Source organism: Pseudomonas costantinii, assembly GCF_001870435.1.
GTDB lineage: Bacteria > Pseudomonadota > Gammaproteobacteria > Pseudomonadales > Pseudomonadaceae > Aquipseudomonas > Aquipseudomonas costantinii.
In genome coordinates this window covers 50,737-66,602 of record NZ_MDDR01000037.1, presented here as the reverse complement: position 1 = coordinate 66,602, position 15,866 = coordinate 50,737, and the positions used below count along the sequence as shown (strand labels likewise).

General features: G+C 57.0%; 19 protein-coding genes. 10 read left to right on the top strand and 9 right to left on the bottom strand.

All coding sequences use genetic code 11. The annotated features are described in order from the left end of the window. Nucleotides 1-37 precede the first annotated feature (37 nt). From pth to hrpT, 10 genes are all read left to right on the top strand, one after another. Nucleotides 38-622: an aminoacyl-tRNA hydrolase gene (pth, locus tag BFL40_RS21660; protein WP_010213318.1), complete on the top strand. Its 585-nt coding sequence runs from the start codon at nucleotides 38-40 to the stop codon at nucleotides 620-622. A gap of 21 nt (nucleotides 623-643) precedes the next feature. Continuing rightward, complete coding sequence (ychF, locus tag BFL40_RS21655) at nucleotides 644-1,744, top strand: redox-regulated ATPase YchF (protein WP_071485847.1); 1,101 nt, start codon at nucleotides 644-646, stop codon at nucleotides 1,742-1,744. A 294-nt stretch (nucleotides 1,745-2,038) separates the two neighbouring features. Next, complete coding sequence (locus BFL40_RS21650) at nucleotides 2,039-2,962, top strand: sigma 54-interacting transcriptional regulator (RefSeq protein WP_071485846.1); 924 nt, start codon at nucleotides 2,039-2,041, stop codon at nucleotides 2,960-2,962. A gap of 461 nt (nucleotides 2,963-3,423) precedes the next feature. Further along, nucleotides 3,424-3,789, top strand: a complete 366-nt coding sequence (locus BFL40_RS21645; protein WP_071485845.1) for a hypothetical protein — start codon at nucleotides 3,424-3,426, stop codon at nucleotides 3,787-3,789. Nucleotides 3,790-3,793: 4 nt separating this feature from the next. After that, a complete protein-coding gene (gene sctJ, locus BFL40_RS21640; RefSeq protein WP_071485844.1) occupies nucleotides 3,794-4,579 on the top strand; it encodes a type III secretion system inner membrane ring lipoprotein SctJ in 786 nt (261 codons plus the stop codon). Further along, the gene (locus BFL40_RS21635; protein WP_071485843.1) at nucleotides 4,572-5,147 is read left to right on the top strand and encodes a type III secretion protein; all 576 of its coding nucleotides are present in this window, start codon (nucleotides 4,572-4,574) and stop codon (nucleotides 5,145-5,147) included. The genes sctJ and BFL40_RS21635 overlap by 8 nt, the downstream gene beginning before the upstream one ends. Further along, entirely contained in the window at nucleotides 5,131-5,736 is a 606-nt protein-coding gene (gene sctL / locus BFL40_RS21630; RefSeq protein WP_071485842.1) for a type III secretion system stator protein SctL, read from the top strand. The genes BFL40_RS21635 and sctL overlap by 17 nt, the downstream gene beginning before the upstream one ends. 83 nt (nucleotides 5,737-5,819) lie before the next feature. Beyond that, nucleotides 5,820-6,053, top strand: coding sequence for a hypothetical protein (locus BFL40_RS21625; protein WP_071485841.1), 234 nt, complete (start codon nucleotides 5,820-5,822; stop codon nucleotides 6,051-6,053). A 408-nt stretch (nucleotides 6,054-6,461) separates the two neighbouring features. Further along, nucleotides 6,462-8,609 carry a type III secretion system outer membrane ring subunit SctC gene (gene sctC, locus BFL40_RS21620; RefSeq protein ID WP_071485840.1) on the top strand — a complete coding sequence of 716 codons (2,148 nt, stop codon included), beginning with the start codon at nucleotides 6,462-6,464 and terminating at the stop codon, nucleotides 8,607-8,609. Next, on the top strand, nucleotides 8,606-8,809 hold the full coding sequence (gene hrpT / locus BFL40_RS21615) for an HrpT family type III secretion system protein (RefSeq protein ID WP_071485839.1): 204 nt from the start codon (nucleotides 8,606-8,608) through the stop codon (nucleotides 8,807-8,809). Before sctC ends, hrpT begins: the two co-directional genes overlap by 4 nt. Nucleotides 8,810-8,905: 96 nt before the next feature. Here hrpT and sctU read toward each other — a convergent pair whose 3' ends face one another. The 9 genes from sctU to BFL40_RS21570 are packed head-to-tail and all read right to left on the bottom strand — an operon-like array spanning nucleotide 8,906 to nucleotide 15,845. Next, complete coding sequence (gene sctU / locus BFL40_RS21610) at nucleotides 8,906-10,003, bottom strand: type III secretion system export apparatus subunit SctU (RefSeq protein WP_071485838.1); 1,098 nt, start codon at nucleotides 10,001-10,003, stop codon at nucleotides 8,906-8,908. Continuing rightward, a complete protein-coding gene (gene sctT / locus BFL40_RS21605) occupies nucleotides 10,000-10,788 on the bottom strand; it encodes a type III secretion system export apparatus subunit SctT (RefSeq protein ID WP_071485837.1) in 789 nt (262 codons plus the stop codon). Before sctT ends, sctU begins: the two co-directional genes overlap by 4 nt. A gap of 10 nt (nucleotides 10,789-10,798) precedes the next feature. Further along, nucleotides 10,799-11,062 carry a type III secretion system export apparatus subunit SctS gene (sctS, locus tag BFL40_RS21600; protein WP_071485836.1) on the bottom strand — a complete coding sequence of 88 codons (264 nt, stop codon included), beginning with the start codon at nucleotides 11,060-11,062 and terminating at the stop codon, nucleotides 10,799-10,801. A 7-nt stretch (nucleotides 11,063-11,069) separates the two neighbouring features. Continuing rightward, nucleotides 11,070-11,723, bottom strand: a complete 654-nt coding sequence (sctR, locus tag BFL40_RS21595) for a type III secretion system export apparatus subunit SctR (RefSeq protein ID WP_071485835.1) — start codon at nucleotides 11,721-11,723, stop codon at nucleotides 11,070-11,072. Continuing rightward, on the bottom strand, nucleotides 11,720-12,733 hold the full coding sequence (locus BFL40_RS21590; RefSeq protein ID WP_071485834.1) for a FliM/FliN family flagellar motor switch protein: 1,014 nt from the start codon (nucleotides 12,731-12,733) through the stop codon (nucleotides 11,720-11,722). The genes sctR and BFL40_RS21590 overlap by 4 nt, the downstream gene beginning before the upstream one ends. Continuing rightward, the gene (locus BFL40_RS21585) at nucleotides 12,730-13,188 is read right to left on the bottom strand and encodes a type III secretion system HrpP C-terminal domain-containing protein (RefSeq protein ID WP_071485833.1); all 459 of its coding nucleotides are present in this window, start codon (nucleotides 13,186-13,188) and stop codon (nucleotides 12,730-12,732) included. The genes BFL40_RS21590 and BFL40_RS21585 overlap by 4 nt, the downstream gene beginning before the upstream one ends. Next, nucleotides 13,185-13,613, bottom strand: coding sequence for a type III secretion system stalk subunit SctO (sctO, locus tag BFL40_RS21580; RefSeq protein WP_071485832.1), 429 nt, complete (start codon nucleotides 13,611-13,613; stop codon nucleotides 13,185-13,187). Before sctO ends, BFL40_RS21585 begins: the two co-directional genes overlap by 4 nt. Further along, nucleotides 13,600-14,958: a FliI/YscN family ATPase gene (locus BFL40_RS21575; RefSeq protein WP_071485831.1), complete on the bottom strand. Its 1,359-nt coding sequence runs from the start codon at nucleotides 14,956-14,958 to the stop codon at nucleotides 13,600-13,602. Before BFL40_RS21575 ends, sctO begins: the two co-directional genes overlap by 14 nt. Then, on the bottom strand, nucleotides 14,955-15,845 hold the full coding sequence (locus tag BFL40_RS21570; RefSeq protein ID WP_162843036.1) for an FHA domain-containing protein: 891 nt from the start codon (nucleotides 15,843-15,845) through the stop codon (nucleotides 14,955-14,957). Before BFL40_RS21570 ends, BFL40_RS21575 begins: the two co-directional genes overlap by 4 nt. Between the last annotated feature and the right edge of the window lie 21 nt (nucleotides 15,846-15,866).

The window sequence follows — 15,866 nt, the reverse complement described above, 5'->3', positions numbered from 1 at the left end:
CGATGTTATCCACAACTCCAAAGGAAGGGCCCCTGTCGTGACTGCCATTAAACTGATCGTTGGCCTGGGAAATCCAGGCGCCGAATACGAACAGACCCGGCATAACGCGGGGGCCCTTTTTGTTGAGCGTATCGCCCACGCCCAAGGTGTAAACCTTGTGGCCGATCGCAAATATTTTGGACTGACCGGGCGCTTCTCGCACCAGGGTCAGGATGTTCGTCTGCTGATTCCCACCACCTACATGAACCGCAGCGGCCAGGCTGTCGCGGCGCTTGCAGGATTCTTCCGGATCAAACCCGAGGAAATCCTGGTGGCCCATGACGAGCTGGACCTGCCACCCGGTGTTGCCAAGCTCAAGCTCGGCGGCGGGCATGGTGGGCACAACGGCCTGCGCGACATCATTGCGCAGTTGGGCAATCAGAATAATTTCTACCGTCTGCGGCTCGGCATTGGCCACCCAGGCGTTGCCAGTATGGTTTCAAATTTCGTCCTGGGTCGTGCGCCACGCGCCGAACAGGAAAAACTCGATGCCAGCATCGACTTTGCCCTCGGCGTGCTGCCGGATATCTTCGCCGGTGAATGGAACCGCGCGATGAAAAACCTGCACAGCCAGAAGGCCTGACTCTTACCGAGGGGAAACACCATGGGATTCAATTGCGGCATCGTCGGCCTGCCCAACGTCGGCAAATCCACCCTGTTCAACGCCCTGACCAAGTCCGGTATTGCGGCGGAGAACTTCCCCTTCTGCACCATCGAACCCAACAGCGGTATCGTGGCCATGCCGGACCCACGACTGGCTGCACTGGCGGCCATCGTCAATCCAAAGCGCATCCTGCCGACCACTATGGAATTCGTCGACATCGCAGGCCTGGTGGCCGGTGCGTCGAAAGGCGAAGGCCTGGGCAACAAGTTCCTGGCCAACATCCGCGAAACCGATGCCATCGCCCACGTGGTCCGCTGCTTTGAAGACGAAAATGTGATTCACGTCTCCAACAGCGTCGACCCGAAACGCGACATCGAAATCATCGACCTGGAACTGATCTTCGCCGACCTCGACAGCTGCGAAAAACAACTGCAGAAAGTTGCACGTAACGCCAAAGGCGGTGACAAGGACGCCGTAGTCCAGAAAGGTCTGCTGGAGCAATTGATCGCTCACTTCACCGAAGGCAAGCCAGCGCGCAGCCTGATGAAGAACATGAGCACCGATGAAAAGGCGGTGATCAAAGGCTTCCATCTGCTGACTACAAAGCCCGTGATGTACATCGCCAACGTCGCTGAAGACGGCTTTGAGAACAACCCACTGCTCGACGTGGTTAAGGCCATCGCCGAGGAAGAAGGCGCAATCGTTGTACCGGTGTGCAACAAGATCGAAGCGGAAATCGCCGAACTGGATGACGGCGAAGAGAAAGACATGTTCCTCGAGGCCCTGGGCCTGGAAGAGCCTGGCTTGAACCGTGTGATCCGCGCTGGCTACGAAATGCTGCACCTGCAGACTTACTTCACCGCCGGTGTCGAAGAAGTCCGCGCCTGGACCGTAAAGGTCGGCGCCACCGCGCCACAGGCCGCTGGTGTGATCCACACTGACTTCGAAAAAGGCTTCATCCGCGCCGAAGTGATCGCCTACAACGACTTCATCCAGTACAAGGGCGAAGCCGGTACCAAGGAAGCGGGTAAATGGCGCCTGGAAGGCAAGGAATACATCGTCAAAGATGGCGATGTAATGCACTTCCGTTTCAACGTGTAAACGTTACCTGCGGTTTACGCCGACAATAAAAAGCCGATGCAGTGCATCGGCTTTTTTGTGGGCAACGATTAAGCGTGTCGTCAACACACGTCTATCTGTACCTAGATTTTTTCAATGACTCACTCTACTCACTGCCTGTCGAAATAAATAAACCTGCGCCTGTCTAACTTATCCTACATTGCCCGCGCAAGTTCCTACTTTAATGCAGCCAGAAAAAACTTATGCTTTCCATTCTACTGAACCGCGCTGGCCAGTTTTATCACTGACGCAAAGCGATAATGGAGCACCCATCCGATGTCGGCCGCCCCTCTCAGGGAAAATGAAACAGATATTTCATTGATCGAAAGCCCGGATATCGAAAATACGCTCCTGAGCACCGCACCTCTCAATATCGACATCCTGTTATTGGGAGAAACCGGTACCGGCAAGGATACCCTGGCCCAACGAATACATAGCCTCTCGGGGCGACGAGGTAACTTCGTTGCCTTGAACTGCGCAGCCATCCCGGAGAGTCTCGCAGAAAGCCAGTTGTTCGGTGTCAACAGCGGCGCCTACACAGGTGCACTGCAATCACGGGCCGGCGTTGTCGAAGCGGCTCACTTGGGCACGCTTTATCTGGATGAGATCGACAGCATGCCATTGAGCCTGCAAGCCAAGCTATTGCGCGTACTGGAGACACGTGGAGTGGAGCGTCTGGGCTCAACCCGCTTCATTCCTGTGGACATGCGCGTCATCGCATCGGCCCAGCAGTCGCTGCTTGCAATGGTCGATCAAGGCAGCTTTCGACGTGACCTGTACTTTCGACTGAATGTCGTGAGCTTCCAGCTCCCGGCCCTGCGAGACCAGCGAGAACGGATCATTCCATTATTCCTGGGAATGATCCAGCAAGAAGCCGAGCGCTTCAAATACCCTGCCCCGACGCCACCCGGCGAGTTGCTGCAACAATTGCTGTGTCATACCTGGCAAGGCAATGTCCGCGAACTGCGCTCTGCAGCCAAGCGGTTCGTTCTGGGCCTGCCACCGCTTTACGCCGCAATGATCAATTCGCAGGCCGATGAAATGAGCCTGAAGGCACGCATGCAACAAATTGAAAAAGCACTGATTGAAGAGTCGTTGCGGCGTAACGGCCACTGTGTAGACAGCGTGTCAATTGAGCTGAAAGTCGCCAAGCGCACGCTTTATTACCGGATGAAACAGCTCGAAGTACAGCTGGCATAAACGCTTTGGCGTAATACCAGAAACATCCTATTTATATTTTAGTTGACTTCCCGCAGACAAAAAAAACAGAACGAAACAATTACACACAAAGGACCTCTGTGGCGTTGGAACGTTTCGTTTCTTGAAAACCACCTATTCAATGAGCAATTTCAACATCGCTCAAAACCGACCGATAGCGATTAACCGCTATCGAATCTCATATAAAGTTGCAGAGGTGGATCATGGCACTAGGCGGCGTGGGCTCTAGCCCACAAGAAATGGCAGTTCAACAAACCAACGAAGGTAAGAAGTGGGATGGTGTAGAGAACGCCTGGAAGGACCGCGAAGTTACTAAGTTTAACGCCGAGGCCCAACTCGCTAAAAAAATATCGTACTAAGTAGGCCAAGCCTCCTCAACCATAAGTTGGGGAGGTTTTCACTTAATATGGATGCCACACCCGGCACCTTCAATAGGGGGGCATATGATCATCACCCACGAAAAATTCACAACAAATGGAATAACCTCCTCGGCAGCGGAAAAACCTGTCGAGAGTAATCAGTCTTCTGACATGAATTTTTTTCACGCTGAAATGAGCAGAGCAAGCCCGCTCGATAGAGGCTCTATGAGCGCGGTAGCCTCCCCCGGTGATTTCCAGTTCGCTAGGGAGTCGGCGAAAATAGCGGGACGCCTGTCCAAAGGTTTTCGGGACGCAAGCCAGATGAAAGGGGCGTGGGAGTCGGGCAAGTTTCCCCAATTACTCGCTGAAGCGCATGTGGACGCGATCGCAAATGTGAAGGTCATTGGCGCAATCGCAAAAGCCTGCGACAAAATTTCGAGCATGGGGTAGATGCATGTACCGCCGCCTAAGCATCCTCTTATTTATTTCATTGGCGCTGTTGCTGAGCGGCTGCGGTGAAAGTGTAGAACTCCATCGTAATATTTCCGAACAGGAAGCTAATGAAGTCATTGCGGAGCTGGCCGACAAACAGATCCGGGCTCAAAAGATTCCAGGAAAAGACGGCGTCGCTGTCCGCGTCAAAGCCAGTGACATCAATCGAGCCGTTCGTACCCTGGACGCTGCAGGACTGCCCAAGGTGGCGCGCTCGACATTAGGCGATATCTTTCGCAAAGAAGGGGTCATCTCTACGCCACTGGAAGAGCGTGCGCGCTACATCTACGCGCTGTCACAAGAACTGGAAGCGACCTTGTCGAATATAGACGGTGTGCTCGTCGCACGTGTACATGTGGTGTTGCCTGAGCGGGTAGCCCCTGGCGAACCCGTACAACCAGCATCCGCCTCCGTATTCATCAAGCATGACCCGCGCCTGGACCCTGACAATATTAATGCACGAGTACGCAGGATGGTGGCCAGCAGCATCCCCGGCATGGCTACAGCGATAGACAACACAACAAAGTTGACGGTGGTTTTCGTACCAGCAGCGGGCTACAAGGAAAAGCAACAACTCACCTATTTCGGCCCTTTCCTGGTGCCAGAACAAGATCTCGGATTCTGGCGCAGCATCGCCTTCGCACCGTTGATCGCCCTCATACTGGGTGGTATAGCCTGGCTGCTTTGGCGTCGCAAGACTATGCGCATCCCCTCGCTAGAACCTGCCATTGCACACCGTCATGAGTGACGAGCTACGCTGGGCACGCTGGTGGGCTTTCCCATGGGAAAATGCACATATCGACTGGTTCACGCGAAAAGGCTTTATAGAAACAGCGACACTTTCACGGGCCCACCATGCCCGAGCAAGCCACCTGTTCGAGATCGAACCCGAACTGCCCCCACCTGCTTCCTCGGTCTTGCTGCAACTGGTACTGACCAGTGCGCAACAACGAGACCTCATCCTCACACTCGTCAATGAGGTGTACAACGCGCCTCAAGACAGCCGGTTAAATCAGGAACAGCTTCTTTGGTGCCAGCGCCTGGCCAAGGCACTGCCTCCCTCCCCGGAACCGGTGAGCGTCGGTGATCCATTGCAGTTTCTGCGCGCGTGGGTTGCCCCTGTTATCTGGCAGCGGCTGCGCTTGAACTTTGCCCGTCCAAGGGTGCTGGAATTGGAGCTACGGCCTAAGCCTGCGGACACTCATGGCCGGCTGGATACCCTGTGGCAGGCTGCTATCTGGCGCGCAACCTCGCCTAATGTCGATGATGCCGCACGTGCCCCTCGTGAGAATTCCAAACATGTTTTGCACCCATAAAATTGAGCTGAACGCCCTCCCCCACGATCTGCCGACTCCCCTGATTCCCAGGGAAATACTGACTGAGTATGCCCAGAGCCGCCAACTGCTTGAACACGCCCAAGCGCAGGCGCAGGAACTCATGCGCCAAGCCGAGACCCAGTGCGAAACGGTATTGAAAAACGCCAGCGATCAGTTCTGGGGGCGTGCCAATGCTCAACTTCAGCGATGGGAATCCGAGCGCCAAGCGATGTTCGATCATTTGGAAGAGGCTGCCACCTTAGTCATTAATAAGGCGGTTCGGGGCTTGCTGGAGGAGACTCTGCCAGCTCAACGCGTCACTGCGCTGCTCAAAAAACTGTTGGTTACCCAATTGCCGGCAGTCGAGGCGAGTTTACTGTGCAACCCGCAAGACCGTGAGCTTGTCGAGCACTGGCTTCTTGCCAACTGTGATGCGCTATGGACGTTGCGCGTTGAGAGCAGGCTCACCGCTGGGTCGCTGATTCTTGAAACCGAAGATGGCGACTTTCACATCAACTGGGATGATGCCGTCAACAATTTGGTAGCGATGCCCCCCAAGGCGAGTTCAAGCAATAACGCTTTTCTTTAATTTTTTAACAAAAGGGATCCAGCGAAGGAACCGGTCATCCATCAAGTGCCACAGAGAGGTAGAACCTCTGTGGAGTTAATGCAATGAATAATGACGCCCGCGTACTTGATGGCCTTTACAGGGAGCAAGTTCGGAATAATAACGCTTTCAAAAAAATCGAAGAGGATATTTCTTTAGGAGGAGGAGACGAAGACCTCTCAAGGCTCTTCGACGAGCTTTTGCAAAACAAGATATCCCATGGCAAGACCTCTACGGTGACCTCGGCCTATGTCAACTACAGGCATGCGTTGATGAAAAGTGCCATTAATGTCGTCTAGTGGCTGGCAGCAAAATATGACCGGCAGTTTGAGTGATTGCAGACAGCGTATTCAGATGTTCGAGCCGGATAGTGAGATTCACGTCCAGCACCATGAACAACACGTAATGCCAAGTGTCCGGTTGGCTGCCCCACGCATCAACATTACGCTTGCATGTTGGCGTCACCTCGGCCTGCCCGGCCTCGTGTATTTCCAAGGCACACTTGCCTTGCTTACAGACCCTGACTCCCTCTGGCTGGTGCAATGCCTGCCACGATGTCGCAAACGGGGTATCTATTGAATATCCCTGAAACGCTTATCCACCAACGCGACACCAGGCGCAGCATCATTGCGCGCCTGACGACGGCTGGGCGCAATTTGCGACCCTCTTCATTACGCAAGCTATCGCACTGAAACAGAGAACCTGTCATGTCCAGCAAACCCCACAAGCACACCCGCTTGCGTCCAAACTCGCCCGCCATTGCCGACACTCGCGGGAATTGGCGCTGCCTGCTCGCCTCGCTCTTATTGCTGGCGCCGATGCACAGCACCTTTGCAGCCATTCCATCCGAATGGAAAAACACCGCCTACGCCTATGAAGCCGACTACAAGCCAGTGCGGGAAGTGCTCGAAGACTTCGCCCGGACCTTTGGCACGCAACTGCAAGTCGAGGGCCTGCTCGAAGGTGTCGTCAATGGCAAGATACGCGCCAACACCCCCCAATCCCTCCTCGACCGTTTAGGCGTTGAGCATCGCTTCCAGTGGTACTTGTACAACAACACTCTTTTCATCAGCACCCTGGACCAACAAGAGTCCGCGCGCCTGGAAGTGTCTTCCGAGACCGTTGCCGACCTCAAGCAGGCGTTGACTGATATTGGCCTGCTCGACACCCGTTTCGGTTGGGGCGAGTTGCCGGAGGACGGCGTCGTGCTCGTCTCCGGCCCCAAGCGCTATATCGAACAGATCAAGCAGTTCAGCAGCCAGCGCCGCTCCCCCGATGAAAAGCAGAATGTGCTCAGCTACCCGCTGAAGTTCGCCAATGCGGCGGACCGCGTTGTGGATTATCGCGGTGAAAAGCTGACCATCCCGGGTATTGCCAGCGTGTTGCGCGGGTTGTTGGAACCCCGTTCGCCCTCGACGCTTTCAACCATGAGCCAGCGCCCCGGCGCCCCGCCACAACCCGCCATGGTGACACCGAACTTTCCCCGGTTGAGTAACCCGCTTCTGGAACAGATGATGGGCAGTGCCACCACGAATTCCGGGCAGTTATCAACGGGGGCGACGCTCACCCCACGCGCTCCGACGGGGAACAGTCGAATCCGCGTCGAGGCCGATGTGCGTAACAACGCGATTCTGATTTATGACTTGCCGGAGCGCCAGGCCATGTACCGAGAGTTGATCAGTCAGCTCGACGTCGCGCGCAAGCTGGTGGAAATTGACGCGATCATCCTCGATATCGAACGCGAGCAATTACGCGAATTCGGCGTGACCTGGGGCTTTCAAAACAGTCGTTTCTACGGCGGCGCCAGCACCCTGGCTCGAGGCACAACCTCACAGTTGGCCATCGGTGACCGCGATCACTTTTTCGCCGCAGTACGCGCCCTGGAAAGCAAAGGCTTGGCAACCATGGTCTCCAACCCTTCGGTGCTCACGCTGGAAAACCAGCCGGCGGTCATCGACTTCAACCGCACCCGATATCTGAAGGCCGGAATCGAAAACGCCACCATTTTGCCCGTCACCGTCGGTACTAGCGTTCAGGTCGTGCCTCGGGTCATCACCAGCCGCGGAAGCCAGCAGATCCACCTGGAACTGGATATAGAAGATGGCAATTTCGACGAATCCAACCCGACGCCCGACAACCTTGATGTACGCCGGGGCAAGGTCAGCACCCAGGCCGTGATGGCGGAAAAACGCTCGCTGGTAGTCGGCGGGTTCCATGTGACCAACAACAAAGACGCGCAAAACAAGGTGCCCCTGCTGGGGGATATCCCGTTGCTCGGCAAGGCCCTGTTTACCTCGACCGAGCGAAGGAACAATCGACGCGAGCGTTTGTTCATCCTCACGCCACGCGTCATCGGCGATCAGGACGATCCTTCACGCTATTTGCCCCAGGACGACCAGGCAGAACTGCAGGCAGCCCTCAAACCACTGGCGCGTCGCCTTGCGCCCCACCAACCGGAAATCAAGCGCAGCGATATCACCAGCACCCTGGCTCGCCTCGTCAGCGGGCAAGTGCCCAACGGTTTCAAAGCCGGGCCAATGCCTTTGGCGCTGGAAACCTTGTGCAGCACCCGTGACCTGCTGGTACTCAACACCGAGCGCAGCCAGTGGTATGCCGGTTCGCAGTTCAACGTGGCGGTTGTCGTACTGCGCAACCAGTTCAAACGCAACGTACGCATCGATGAAAAGGAATGCAGCAATTCGCAGACCCTGGCCGTCACTGTCTGGCCCCGCGCCTGGCTCAAACCCGGTGAAGAAACCGAGGTTTTCATCGCGATGCGCCCCGTGGTGAAGGATGAACACATCGGCGTACCACGCCCCTCCCTGATCACTCCAACCCAGAAGACCAAGCCATGAATCATCGTTTGCTGTCTGCCACCCTGATCGGCATTACATTGCTCGTCGCTGGCTGCGCCCCCACTTGCCGGGGCGACTCCTGTTCACGCCCGCAATCGACCAAAGACAAGATGGTGGTCTGGTGGACGCCCCAGATGCGGGCAGAGCCGGGCCCCTCCGGTGAGCGGTCCGACTACCAGACCATCTCACTGGAACGTTAAGCCCTTCGGGGTACTTGAGCACCTGGCGGTGCAGGCGAGTGAGCGGCGGGGCCGCTCACTTGCGGCTCGGCCCTCTTGAATCAAACGAGCCGTCGGTCAGCGCAACTCAAGCTCGGGCAGCTCCAGAGTTTCACGCTTGGCTTCATCATCGAGCTCACGCAACGTGCGGTAAATAATCGCGACAGCCTGCAAGGTTTCGCGGGGAATACTGGCGCCCAGTTTCTTCGTATAAAGCGTACGGGCCAACCAGATACACTGGATGACCGGTACGTCGGCCGCCTTCGCCCGATCGATCAGTTTGCGGGCCTCGGCGTCCGTGCCCTTATCGACCAACAAGGGCAGCGGTGTTTTACCGGGGCGATAAAACAACGCGACAGCAAAGTGGGTGGGGTTGACCACCAACATGTCGGCCTCTTCCAGCTTCGGCAGTTTGACTTTGGGCTCTTCCTGGGCCAATTGATACGCCAGCGATCGCCGTTGCCCCTTCACATGGGGGTCGCCCTCCATGTCCTTGTACTCCTTGACCACTTCGACCTGCGTCATGCGCATACGCTTGGCAAAGAAATGTTTCTGCAACGTCAAATCGATCAGCGCCAGTACCAGCAACAGCCCCAGGCAGGCATGCAACAGGTGACGGAATACTGCAATTAGCGCCAGGATGTAAGTTTGCAAATCCGTGGTGGCCAGGTTGATCAGCGTATTCAACGATGGCCTGACCACCACGTACACAATCATGCCCAGGAGTGTTGCCTTGACGACGCTCATCAACAAGTTCATGACCGATTGCGCAGAGAACATCTGCTTGATCTGGCTCATGGGGTTGAGCCGCTTGAAATCCAGCTTCAAGACTTCCGGGGCAAACAACATCCCGATCTGCATCCAGGTACTGATCAACTTAGCGAGAATCGCCACGCCCGCCATCAACAAGGCGAACGAGAAAAACACCAGCAGCCCGTCAAACAGGACTTCCTCAAGTGCTCGCGCGAAGGGCTGGGTGATGCGTGATATCGGCAACATCATCAACTGCTGAAACCGCTGCAGGCTGCTCTCGGCCGTGAACAACGCAATTTCGCTGATCGCCGTGAGCGCGACCAGCTTGGCCACATCCTGGCTCTGGGAGACCTGGCCTTTCTTGCGTTGATCACGCAGTTTCTTGGCTGATGCCGGGTGCTTTTTTTCCCCGGAGTCACTCATGGCGAGGACACCTTGAACAACAATGCCAGTGAATGTTTGAGGTCACCCAAAAGGCTCATGCGCCCGACGATCAGGTCCTGCAATAAAGCAAAGTACAGCAGCAGAATGCCGATGCCCGCCAGGCACTTGACCGGAGGCGCTATCGTACTCACCTGCAATTGCTGGCTGTATACCCCCAGCAATGCGATGCCGAACTCCAGTAGCAGCAGCACGGCTATAAAGGGCGCGGCATAGAGCATCATGTGCGTGAAAGTGTTGCCGAGCAGCTCCAGAAATACACTGAACCCATTAGCCGCCGGCAATGGAAACCACACCGTCGGCGGCCAGATCAAATAGCTGTCCCAAATCACCTGGGTCAAGGCCCCCAAACCGAGGATGGCCATCAGCAAAAAAATCGCCAACTCTTTAAACATATGCCCAATCGGCGTCGCGTCCGGCCCAAGGGAAGGGTTGAGCTGGCCACCGGCCAAAGCACCGCGCTGGTTATCCAGCAACGCCCCCACAGCCTCGAACATCCAGAACGGCATCGATAGCAATAGACCCAGCAGAATGCCCAGGACCGCTTCCTTGACGGCCAGGCCAGCGAGCAAGTACACAGACATATCCAGGTCTATCAATTGCGCATGAATACCCGGCGCCGGTAGCAAGGCCATGACCATCACAATGGTATACCTGGGCATGCCGCGCAGATGTTGAAAACAGAAGGCCGCCACAAAAAACGCGCAGGGGTAGATCCGCGCGATCGCAAGGACGAGGCTGGGCAGATACTCTAGATAAACAAACACGGGCCAGACCTCAATTCAGGGCCGAACGGCCAATCATGTCAAAGGTCACGTTGATCAACTGGATCAACTCGACACCGATCCAGCGGCCCGTCAGGATCAACGTGATCCCCACCGCCACCAGCTTGATACCAAAGGGCAGCGTCTGGTCCTGAACCTGCATCAACGCCTGCACCAGCGAAGTCATGACCCCCACCACCACCGCCACAATCAATGGCGGTGCAGACAGCACCACCACCAGCAACATGCCTTGCTTGAAGAGCACAATCGGTTCCATAAGCCACTCATAGATACGAAAGGAACAGGCTGTCGAGCAACCGTGACCAACCGGAAACCATCACAAACAACAGCAATTTGAGCGGCAGGGAAATGGTCATGGGCGAGACCATTTGCATGCCCAACGCCAGCAACAGGTTAGAGACGATCAGGTCGATCACGATAAAGGGGATGTAGATCAGAAAGCCGATTTCAAAGCCCGCCTGCAACTGCGACAGAACAAACGCCGGGATCAGCAGGATCAGGTCTTCGCGCTGAACCTCCTGCGCCATTTTCGCCGGCCACAGACGCGCGGTGTTTTCCAGCAGGTGCGTGAGCACATCCGGGTCGACATTACGCAGCATGAACGCACGCAGAGGTTTGATTGCCTCACTCCCCGTCTGCATCATCATCTGAACATTGCTCAGGTCCAGGGGCGAGGTTTTGACAGACTCAGAGATCTCATAACCCACCGGCGCCATGATGAACAGCGTTGCCGCCAGCGCGATGCCGTTGATGGCCATGTTCGGTGGCACTTGCTGCACCCCGATGGCATTTCGGGTGATCATCAGCACAATGACGATCTTCAAGAATGCCGTGCACACGATCAACAGCATGGGCAGCAACGATAACGTCGCTAAAAAAACCGCGAGTACAATGGGATCTATGCCCTGGAAATTCATCGGGGGAAAACCACGCGAGCGATCTGAAGGCCCAAGCGCCCATCCACTTCCACCAGTTGCCCCAGGCCGATGGGCCGCTCGCCGTAATACAGGCCGGCCATGCCCGGCGCGTAACCGGCAATCCCCAGAACAGTACCGGGCGATAGATTGCGCAGTTCGCCAAGGGTCAGGTTCAGCGTTCCACAACGCACATTCAACACCATACTCAACTCATCGAACGGCTCATGGCCGAAAGCATCCATTACAGGTTCGTCCCCCTCATATTCCGAGTAGTCGGGTGCTGAAAAATCCTCGTCCACAGACGCGTCCTCAATAGAAGTTAGTGTCAGGCACAACGGCCCGGTGTCATCATCAATACGGCCGTGCAGCCGCTGCCTGCCAACCTGCAGATGACCGACGCCCTGGGCCTGAAAGAAAGCCTGTTCGAGCACCAACACATCACCGGCCCGCAGGCTGCGCACTTGCGCTACCGAGAGCTGCAGATGCCCAAGGAGCACCGCAATCGTCAGTTGAAACTGTGCTGCCATCGACGCTGCGACAGAACGCCAAGGCCCGGCCTCACACAGCGTCAGAAAACTTCCGGGCGTCAGCCACACGAACCCTACGACCCGCGACGCACCGAGGGTTACACTGACTTGGCAACCAAACCCCAAGGGGCGAGCAACCTCCACCAATCGCACATACCCCAGCAGCGCGCTGACCTGAGGGCTCAAGTGGTGCTGGAACAACGCCCAGAACCAGGACTGCGGATCGTTGCCGGACGGCGCCAATGTCACCGGGCACTCGCCCAGCAAGCTAAGCACTGGCCCTGCCTCAGCCAGTGCCAACACCCCGCACGCCGTTTCGAAGCACAAGGGTTTGGCACCTGCGGGCGAACGCCCGGGCTCGAGCAACAGCTCACCGTTTTGCCCTGCGACCTGAAACGGCAGGCGCAAGCCACGTCCCAATTTGCGGCGCGCAGCAACCACTTCATTCTTGATCAGGGGCAACGTCAGGGGAGTCAATTTCATAGTGGCCTGCCATCGGGCAGATGCAGATTGACCGGTTGCCCCAACGTCTCCATGAATCGCTCCTGGCACTGTTGCCGTACGCCACTGAGCCAACGCGCCGTAGCGTCCTCTTCTGCGTCCAGCTCGATATTCCAGGCACCTTGCTCGCGCCGCACACTGGCGCTGATCCGCCCCAGACGCGGCACGTACAGCACGGCCTGGAGAGGCCACTGTGAAGCCCCTTGAATACGGGGCGCCAATTGCTCGGCCAACGCATCGATCATGGCAACATTGGCCAGCGCCTTATTGCCCAACGAGGAGGCGCCATACCCGCTCTCCTCCCCCTCATCAGCAAACAAAGAAGCAAACAGTCGCCCTTGCTCCCACAGCACCACCCCTCCCGTCATAGGCTCACGCTCCTCTTTTGGCTCGCGTGGGCGTGAACGCTCAGGAGAGCTATTTGAAACCTGGTTCATATCTGTTCCTGAATCAGCAAATTGGACAACTCCTGAAGTTTTTCTACCTGTCGCAAACACTGGGTGGCGTGTTTCTGGGCGCGACCAACGTGAATGTCTTTCTCTTCTCGTTGCCCTTGTAGTTTCTGCAACTGGCCTTCGTCGTGCCGGGTGCTTTCAGACAAGGAGAGCTCTTGCTTGCCCCAGGACTTGAGCGCCTGCAGGCTCAGCACCTGGCCTTGGTGCTGGCTGAGTAAGTCCGCACTTTTGCGAGCCTCGTCCAGGCGAGTTTGCTCAAGCGTTTCCTGGGCCTGTTGAATATGCGTAAGCAGGGCTTGTCGAGCGCGCATTGCTTCACGCAACGCACGCTCGGCCCGGTCGGCTCGATGCCGTCGCAGACGTCGCAAGATCTCGATTTCACCGAGTGAAACATCAGAATGGGACATGGGCCGTGAGCTCCTTGAGGTGCTCCAGAGTGGCTGTCATCGATGTAGGTTCACGCAAGTCCTGACGCAGGAACGTGTCGACCGCCTGGCGGCTGTCCACCGCCAGATCGGTCAGCGCATCGCTGCCGGGCTGGTATTCCCCCAGCTTGAGCATCAGCTCAATCTGTTGATACGCCGATAACAGACGCCTTAACGCTGTGCCGGCCTGGATATCGTCTGGCGCGGCGACGTTGCTTAGAATTCGCGAAAGGCTGGCCAAAACATCCACCGCGGGATAATGACCACGTTCGGCGAGCTTGCGAGAAAGCACGATGTGACCATCGAGCAGCGAGCGAACCTCATCGGCAACCGGGTCGCTCATGGAGTCCTGCTCAATCAGTACCGTGTAGATCGCCGTAATCACGCCCTCACGGGTCAGCCCGGCGCGCTCCACCAGTCGCGGCAACAAGCTGTACACCGAAGGCGGCAGGCCTCCTCGGCCCAGAGGCTCGCCGGCGGCCAGGCCGATTTCACGCTGGGCCCTGGCAAAACGTGTCAGCGAATCGATCAGCAGCAGCACCCGCTTACCCTTGCGCCGGAAGCTTTCGGCCAAGGCCGTCGCCGTAAAAGCCGCGCGAGCACGCTCCATGCTTGAGCGGTCGGACGTGGCACATACCAGCACGGCCTTGGCTCGCAGTTGATCATCCAGCTCATGGTCAAGAAATTCGCGTAGCTCCCGACCTCGCTCGCCGATCAAACCGAACACAATCACGTCGCACTCGACGTTACGGGCGATCTCGGCCAGCAAGGTGGTCTTACCACAACCGGCCCCTGCAAACAGGCCCACGCGCTGGCCTTCGCCCAACGTCAGCAAGCCATCGATCGAACGCACACCGGTCGCCAACGCGCGGTTGATCCTCGGTCGATCGGTAGGCAAAGGCGCTTCACACAACACAGCGCTCGCGTCCGGAGAGTCAACCTCGGCAAAAGCGCTTGGACCTTCGCCGGTGATCGGCCGTCCAAAACCATCCAACACCTGCCCCAGGAGTGCGTCGCTGACGCGCACCCGATGCGATATCCCCAAGCGCTCCACACTTGCGCCCACACGCACGCCTTCCAGGTTGCCCAAGGCACTGAGCACTGCATCCTGCTGATCAAAACCAATGATCTCGGCCAGCATGTAATCGCCGGGGTTTTTCTCCACTTGGCACAAATCGCCGATCCGCGCCTGGGGCAGCCGGCATTGCAGCAACATGCCATTGACGCGCTGGATTCGCCCCCGCATCGTCACCGGCGTAAAATTCGCCAGTGCCAGGGTTTGACGTTGTTGCCAAGCCTCCAGGCGCGCTTGAGTGTCCTCGTTCACCAACGCACCTCAAAACGCTGCGCGCCATCGAAGACCACCTTGCTGTTATCGATCAGCACCAGGCGCAGGCCTGCGACTTCATCTCCCACAAACAGCCGATTGCCGTCTTCCAGGACCACGTGACCATTGGGCCCCCCAACGATTTGCACAATCTTGAACGGCAATGCTCCGTCATGTGCGCGCACACGGCTGATCACCGGCACTGCACTGTCGAACTGCTCGCCAAAACGACTGAGCATTCGCGTTACCAGTTCAACATCCTCCTGGGAGACGTCACCGTTGAGCGCGACCTGACCATTAATCACCTGCAAACTGACTCGCTGACCCAACTCACGCTCGTTGAGCATCTTCATCAACTGTTGGCGAACTTCGAAGGGCGAGGCCAGATCGCTTTTCCGGACCTCAATCGGCATCAAAGAAGCCTGGGCCTCACGCTCACCTGTCGAGGCTATGCTCGCCACCATGATGATGACCGCAACCACCAGTACCAGGCTGATCAAGCGCTTTTGCTGTGAATGTGGAATGGACGACAACTTCAGCGTCTGCGGCGATTCATAAGCGGGGGCAACGGCGGGGGTCGGTGCTTGAGGCCAGGGCTGACTCGCTAAAGAAACACACAGCCCGATGGCGCCCACCGAAAACGATTCGTCGAGTGCCAGGCTCGCGATCTGCGCCAGCACCTGACCCTGGGCGCCGTGTAGCAATCCTGCTTCGGCCTGTACCGACCAATTTGAACCGGACAGCCGCAACCGCGCATGGTGTTCGGCGATGCCTGGATCGTTCAGTACCAAGTCGGCATCGCGGTGGGCACCGATACTCCACTCGTCACCAAACAGCGGCAAGGCGGCCCCTTGGTGAAAACCGTCGAGCACTCGTAGTTCAAACATCACCGAACTCCCCGGTGCGCG

What these genes read in the sequence shown, in the direction of transcription:
- BFL40_RS21570 (WP_162843036.1), bottom strand. Translation starts at nt 15,845, where the DNA reads ATGTTTGAACTACGAGTGCTCGACGGTTTTCACCAAGGGGCCGCCTTG.
- BFL40_RS21625 (WP_071485841.1), top strand. Translation starts at nt 5,820, where the DNA reads ATGAATAATGACGCCCGCGTACTTGATGGCCTTTACAGGGAGCAAGTT.
- sctJ (WP_071485844.1), top strand. Translation starts at nt 3,794, where the DNA reads ATGTACCGCCGCCTAAGCATCCTCTTATTTATTTCATTGGCGCTGTTG.
- sctU (WP_071485838.1), bottom strand. Translation starts at nt 10,003, where the DNA reads ATGAGTGACTCCGGGGAAAAAAAGCACCCGGCATCAGCCAAGAAACTG.
- BFL40_RS21645 (WP_071485845.1), top strand. Translation starts at nt 3,424, where the DNA reads ATGATCATCACCCACGAAAAATTCACAACAAATGGAATAACCTCCTCG.
- BFL40_RS21635 (WP_071485843.1), top strand. Translation starts at nt 4,572, where the DNA reads ATGAGTGACGAGCTACGCTGGGCACGCTGGTGGGCTTTCCCATGGGAA.
- sctO (WP_071485832.1), bottom strand. Translation starts at nt 13,613, where the DNA reads ATGTCCCATTCTGATGTTTCACTCGGTGAAATCGAGATCTTGCGACGT.
- BFL40_RS21590 (WP_071485834.1), bottom strand. Translation starts at nt 12,733, where the DNA reads ATGAAATTGACTCCCCTGACGTTGCCCCTGATCAAGAATGAAGTGGTT.
- BFL40_RS21650 (WP_071485846.1), top strand. Translation starts at nt 2,039, where the DNA reads ATGTCGGCCGCCCCTCTCAGGGAAAATGAAACAGATATTTCATTGATC.
- sctR (WP_071485835.1), bottom strand. Translation starts at nt 11,723, where the DNA reads ATGAATTTCCAGGGCATAGATCCCATTGTACTCGCGGTTTTTTTAGCG.
- BFL40_RS21585 (WP_071485833.1), bottom strand. Translation starts at nt 13,188, where the DNA reads ATGAACCAGGTTTCAAATAGCTCTCCTGAGCGTTCACGCCCACGCGAG.
- ychF (WP_071485847.1), top strand. Translation starts at nt 644, where the DNA reads ATGGGATTCAATTGCGGCATCGTCGGCCTGCCCAACGTCGGCAAATCC.
- sctS (WP_071485836.1), bottom strand. Translation starts at nt 11,062, where the DNA reads ATGGAACCGATTGTGCTCTTCAAGCAAGGCATGTTGCTGGTGGTGGTG.
- sctC (WP_071485840.1), top strand. Translation starts at nt 6,462, where the DNA reads ATGTCCAGCAAACCCCACAAGCACACCCGCTTGCGTCCAAACTCGCCC.
- hrpT (WP_071485839.1), top strand. Translation starts at nt 8,606, where the DNA reads ATGAATCATCGTTTGCTGTCTGCCACCCTGATCGGCATTACATTGCTC.
- sctL (WP_071485842.1), top strand. Translation starts at nt 5,131, where the DNA reads ATGTTTTGCACCCATAAAATTGAGCTGAACGCCCTCCCCCACGATCTG.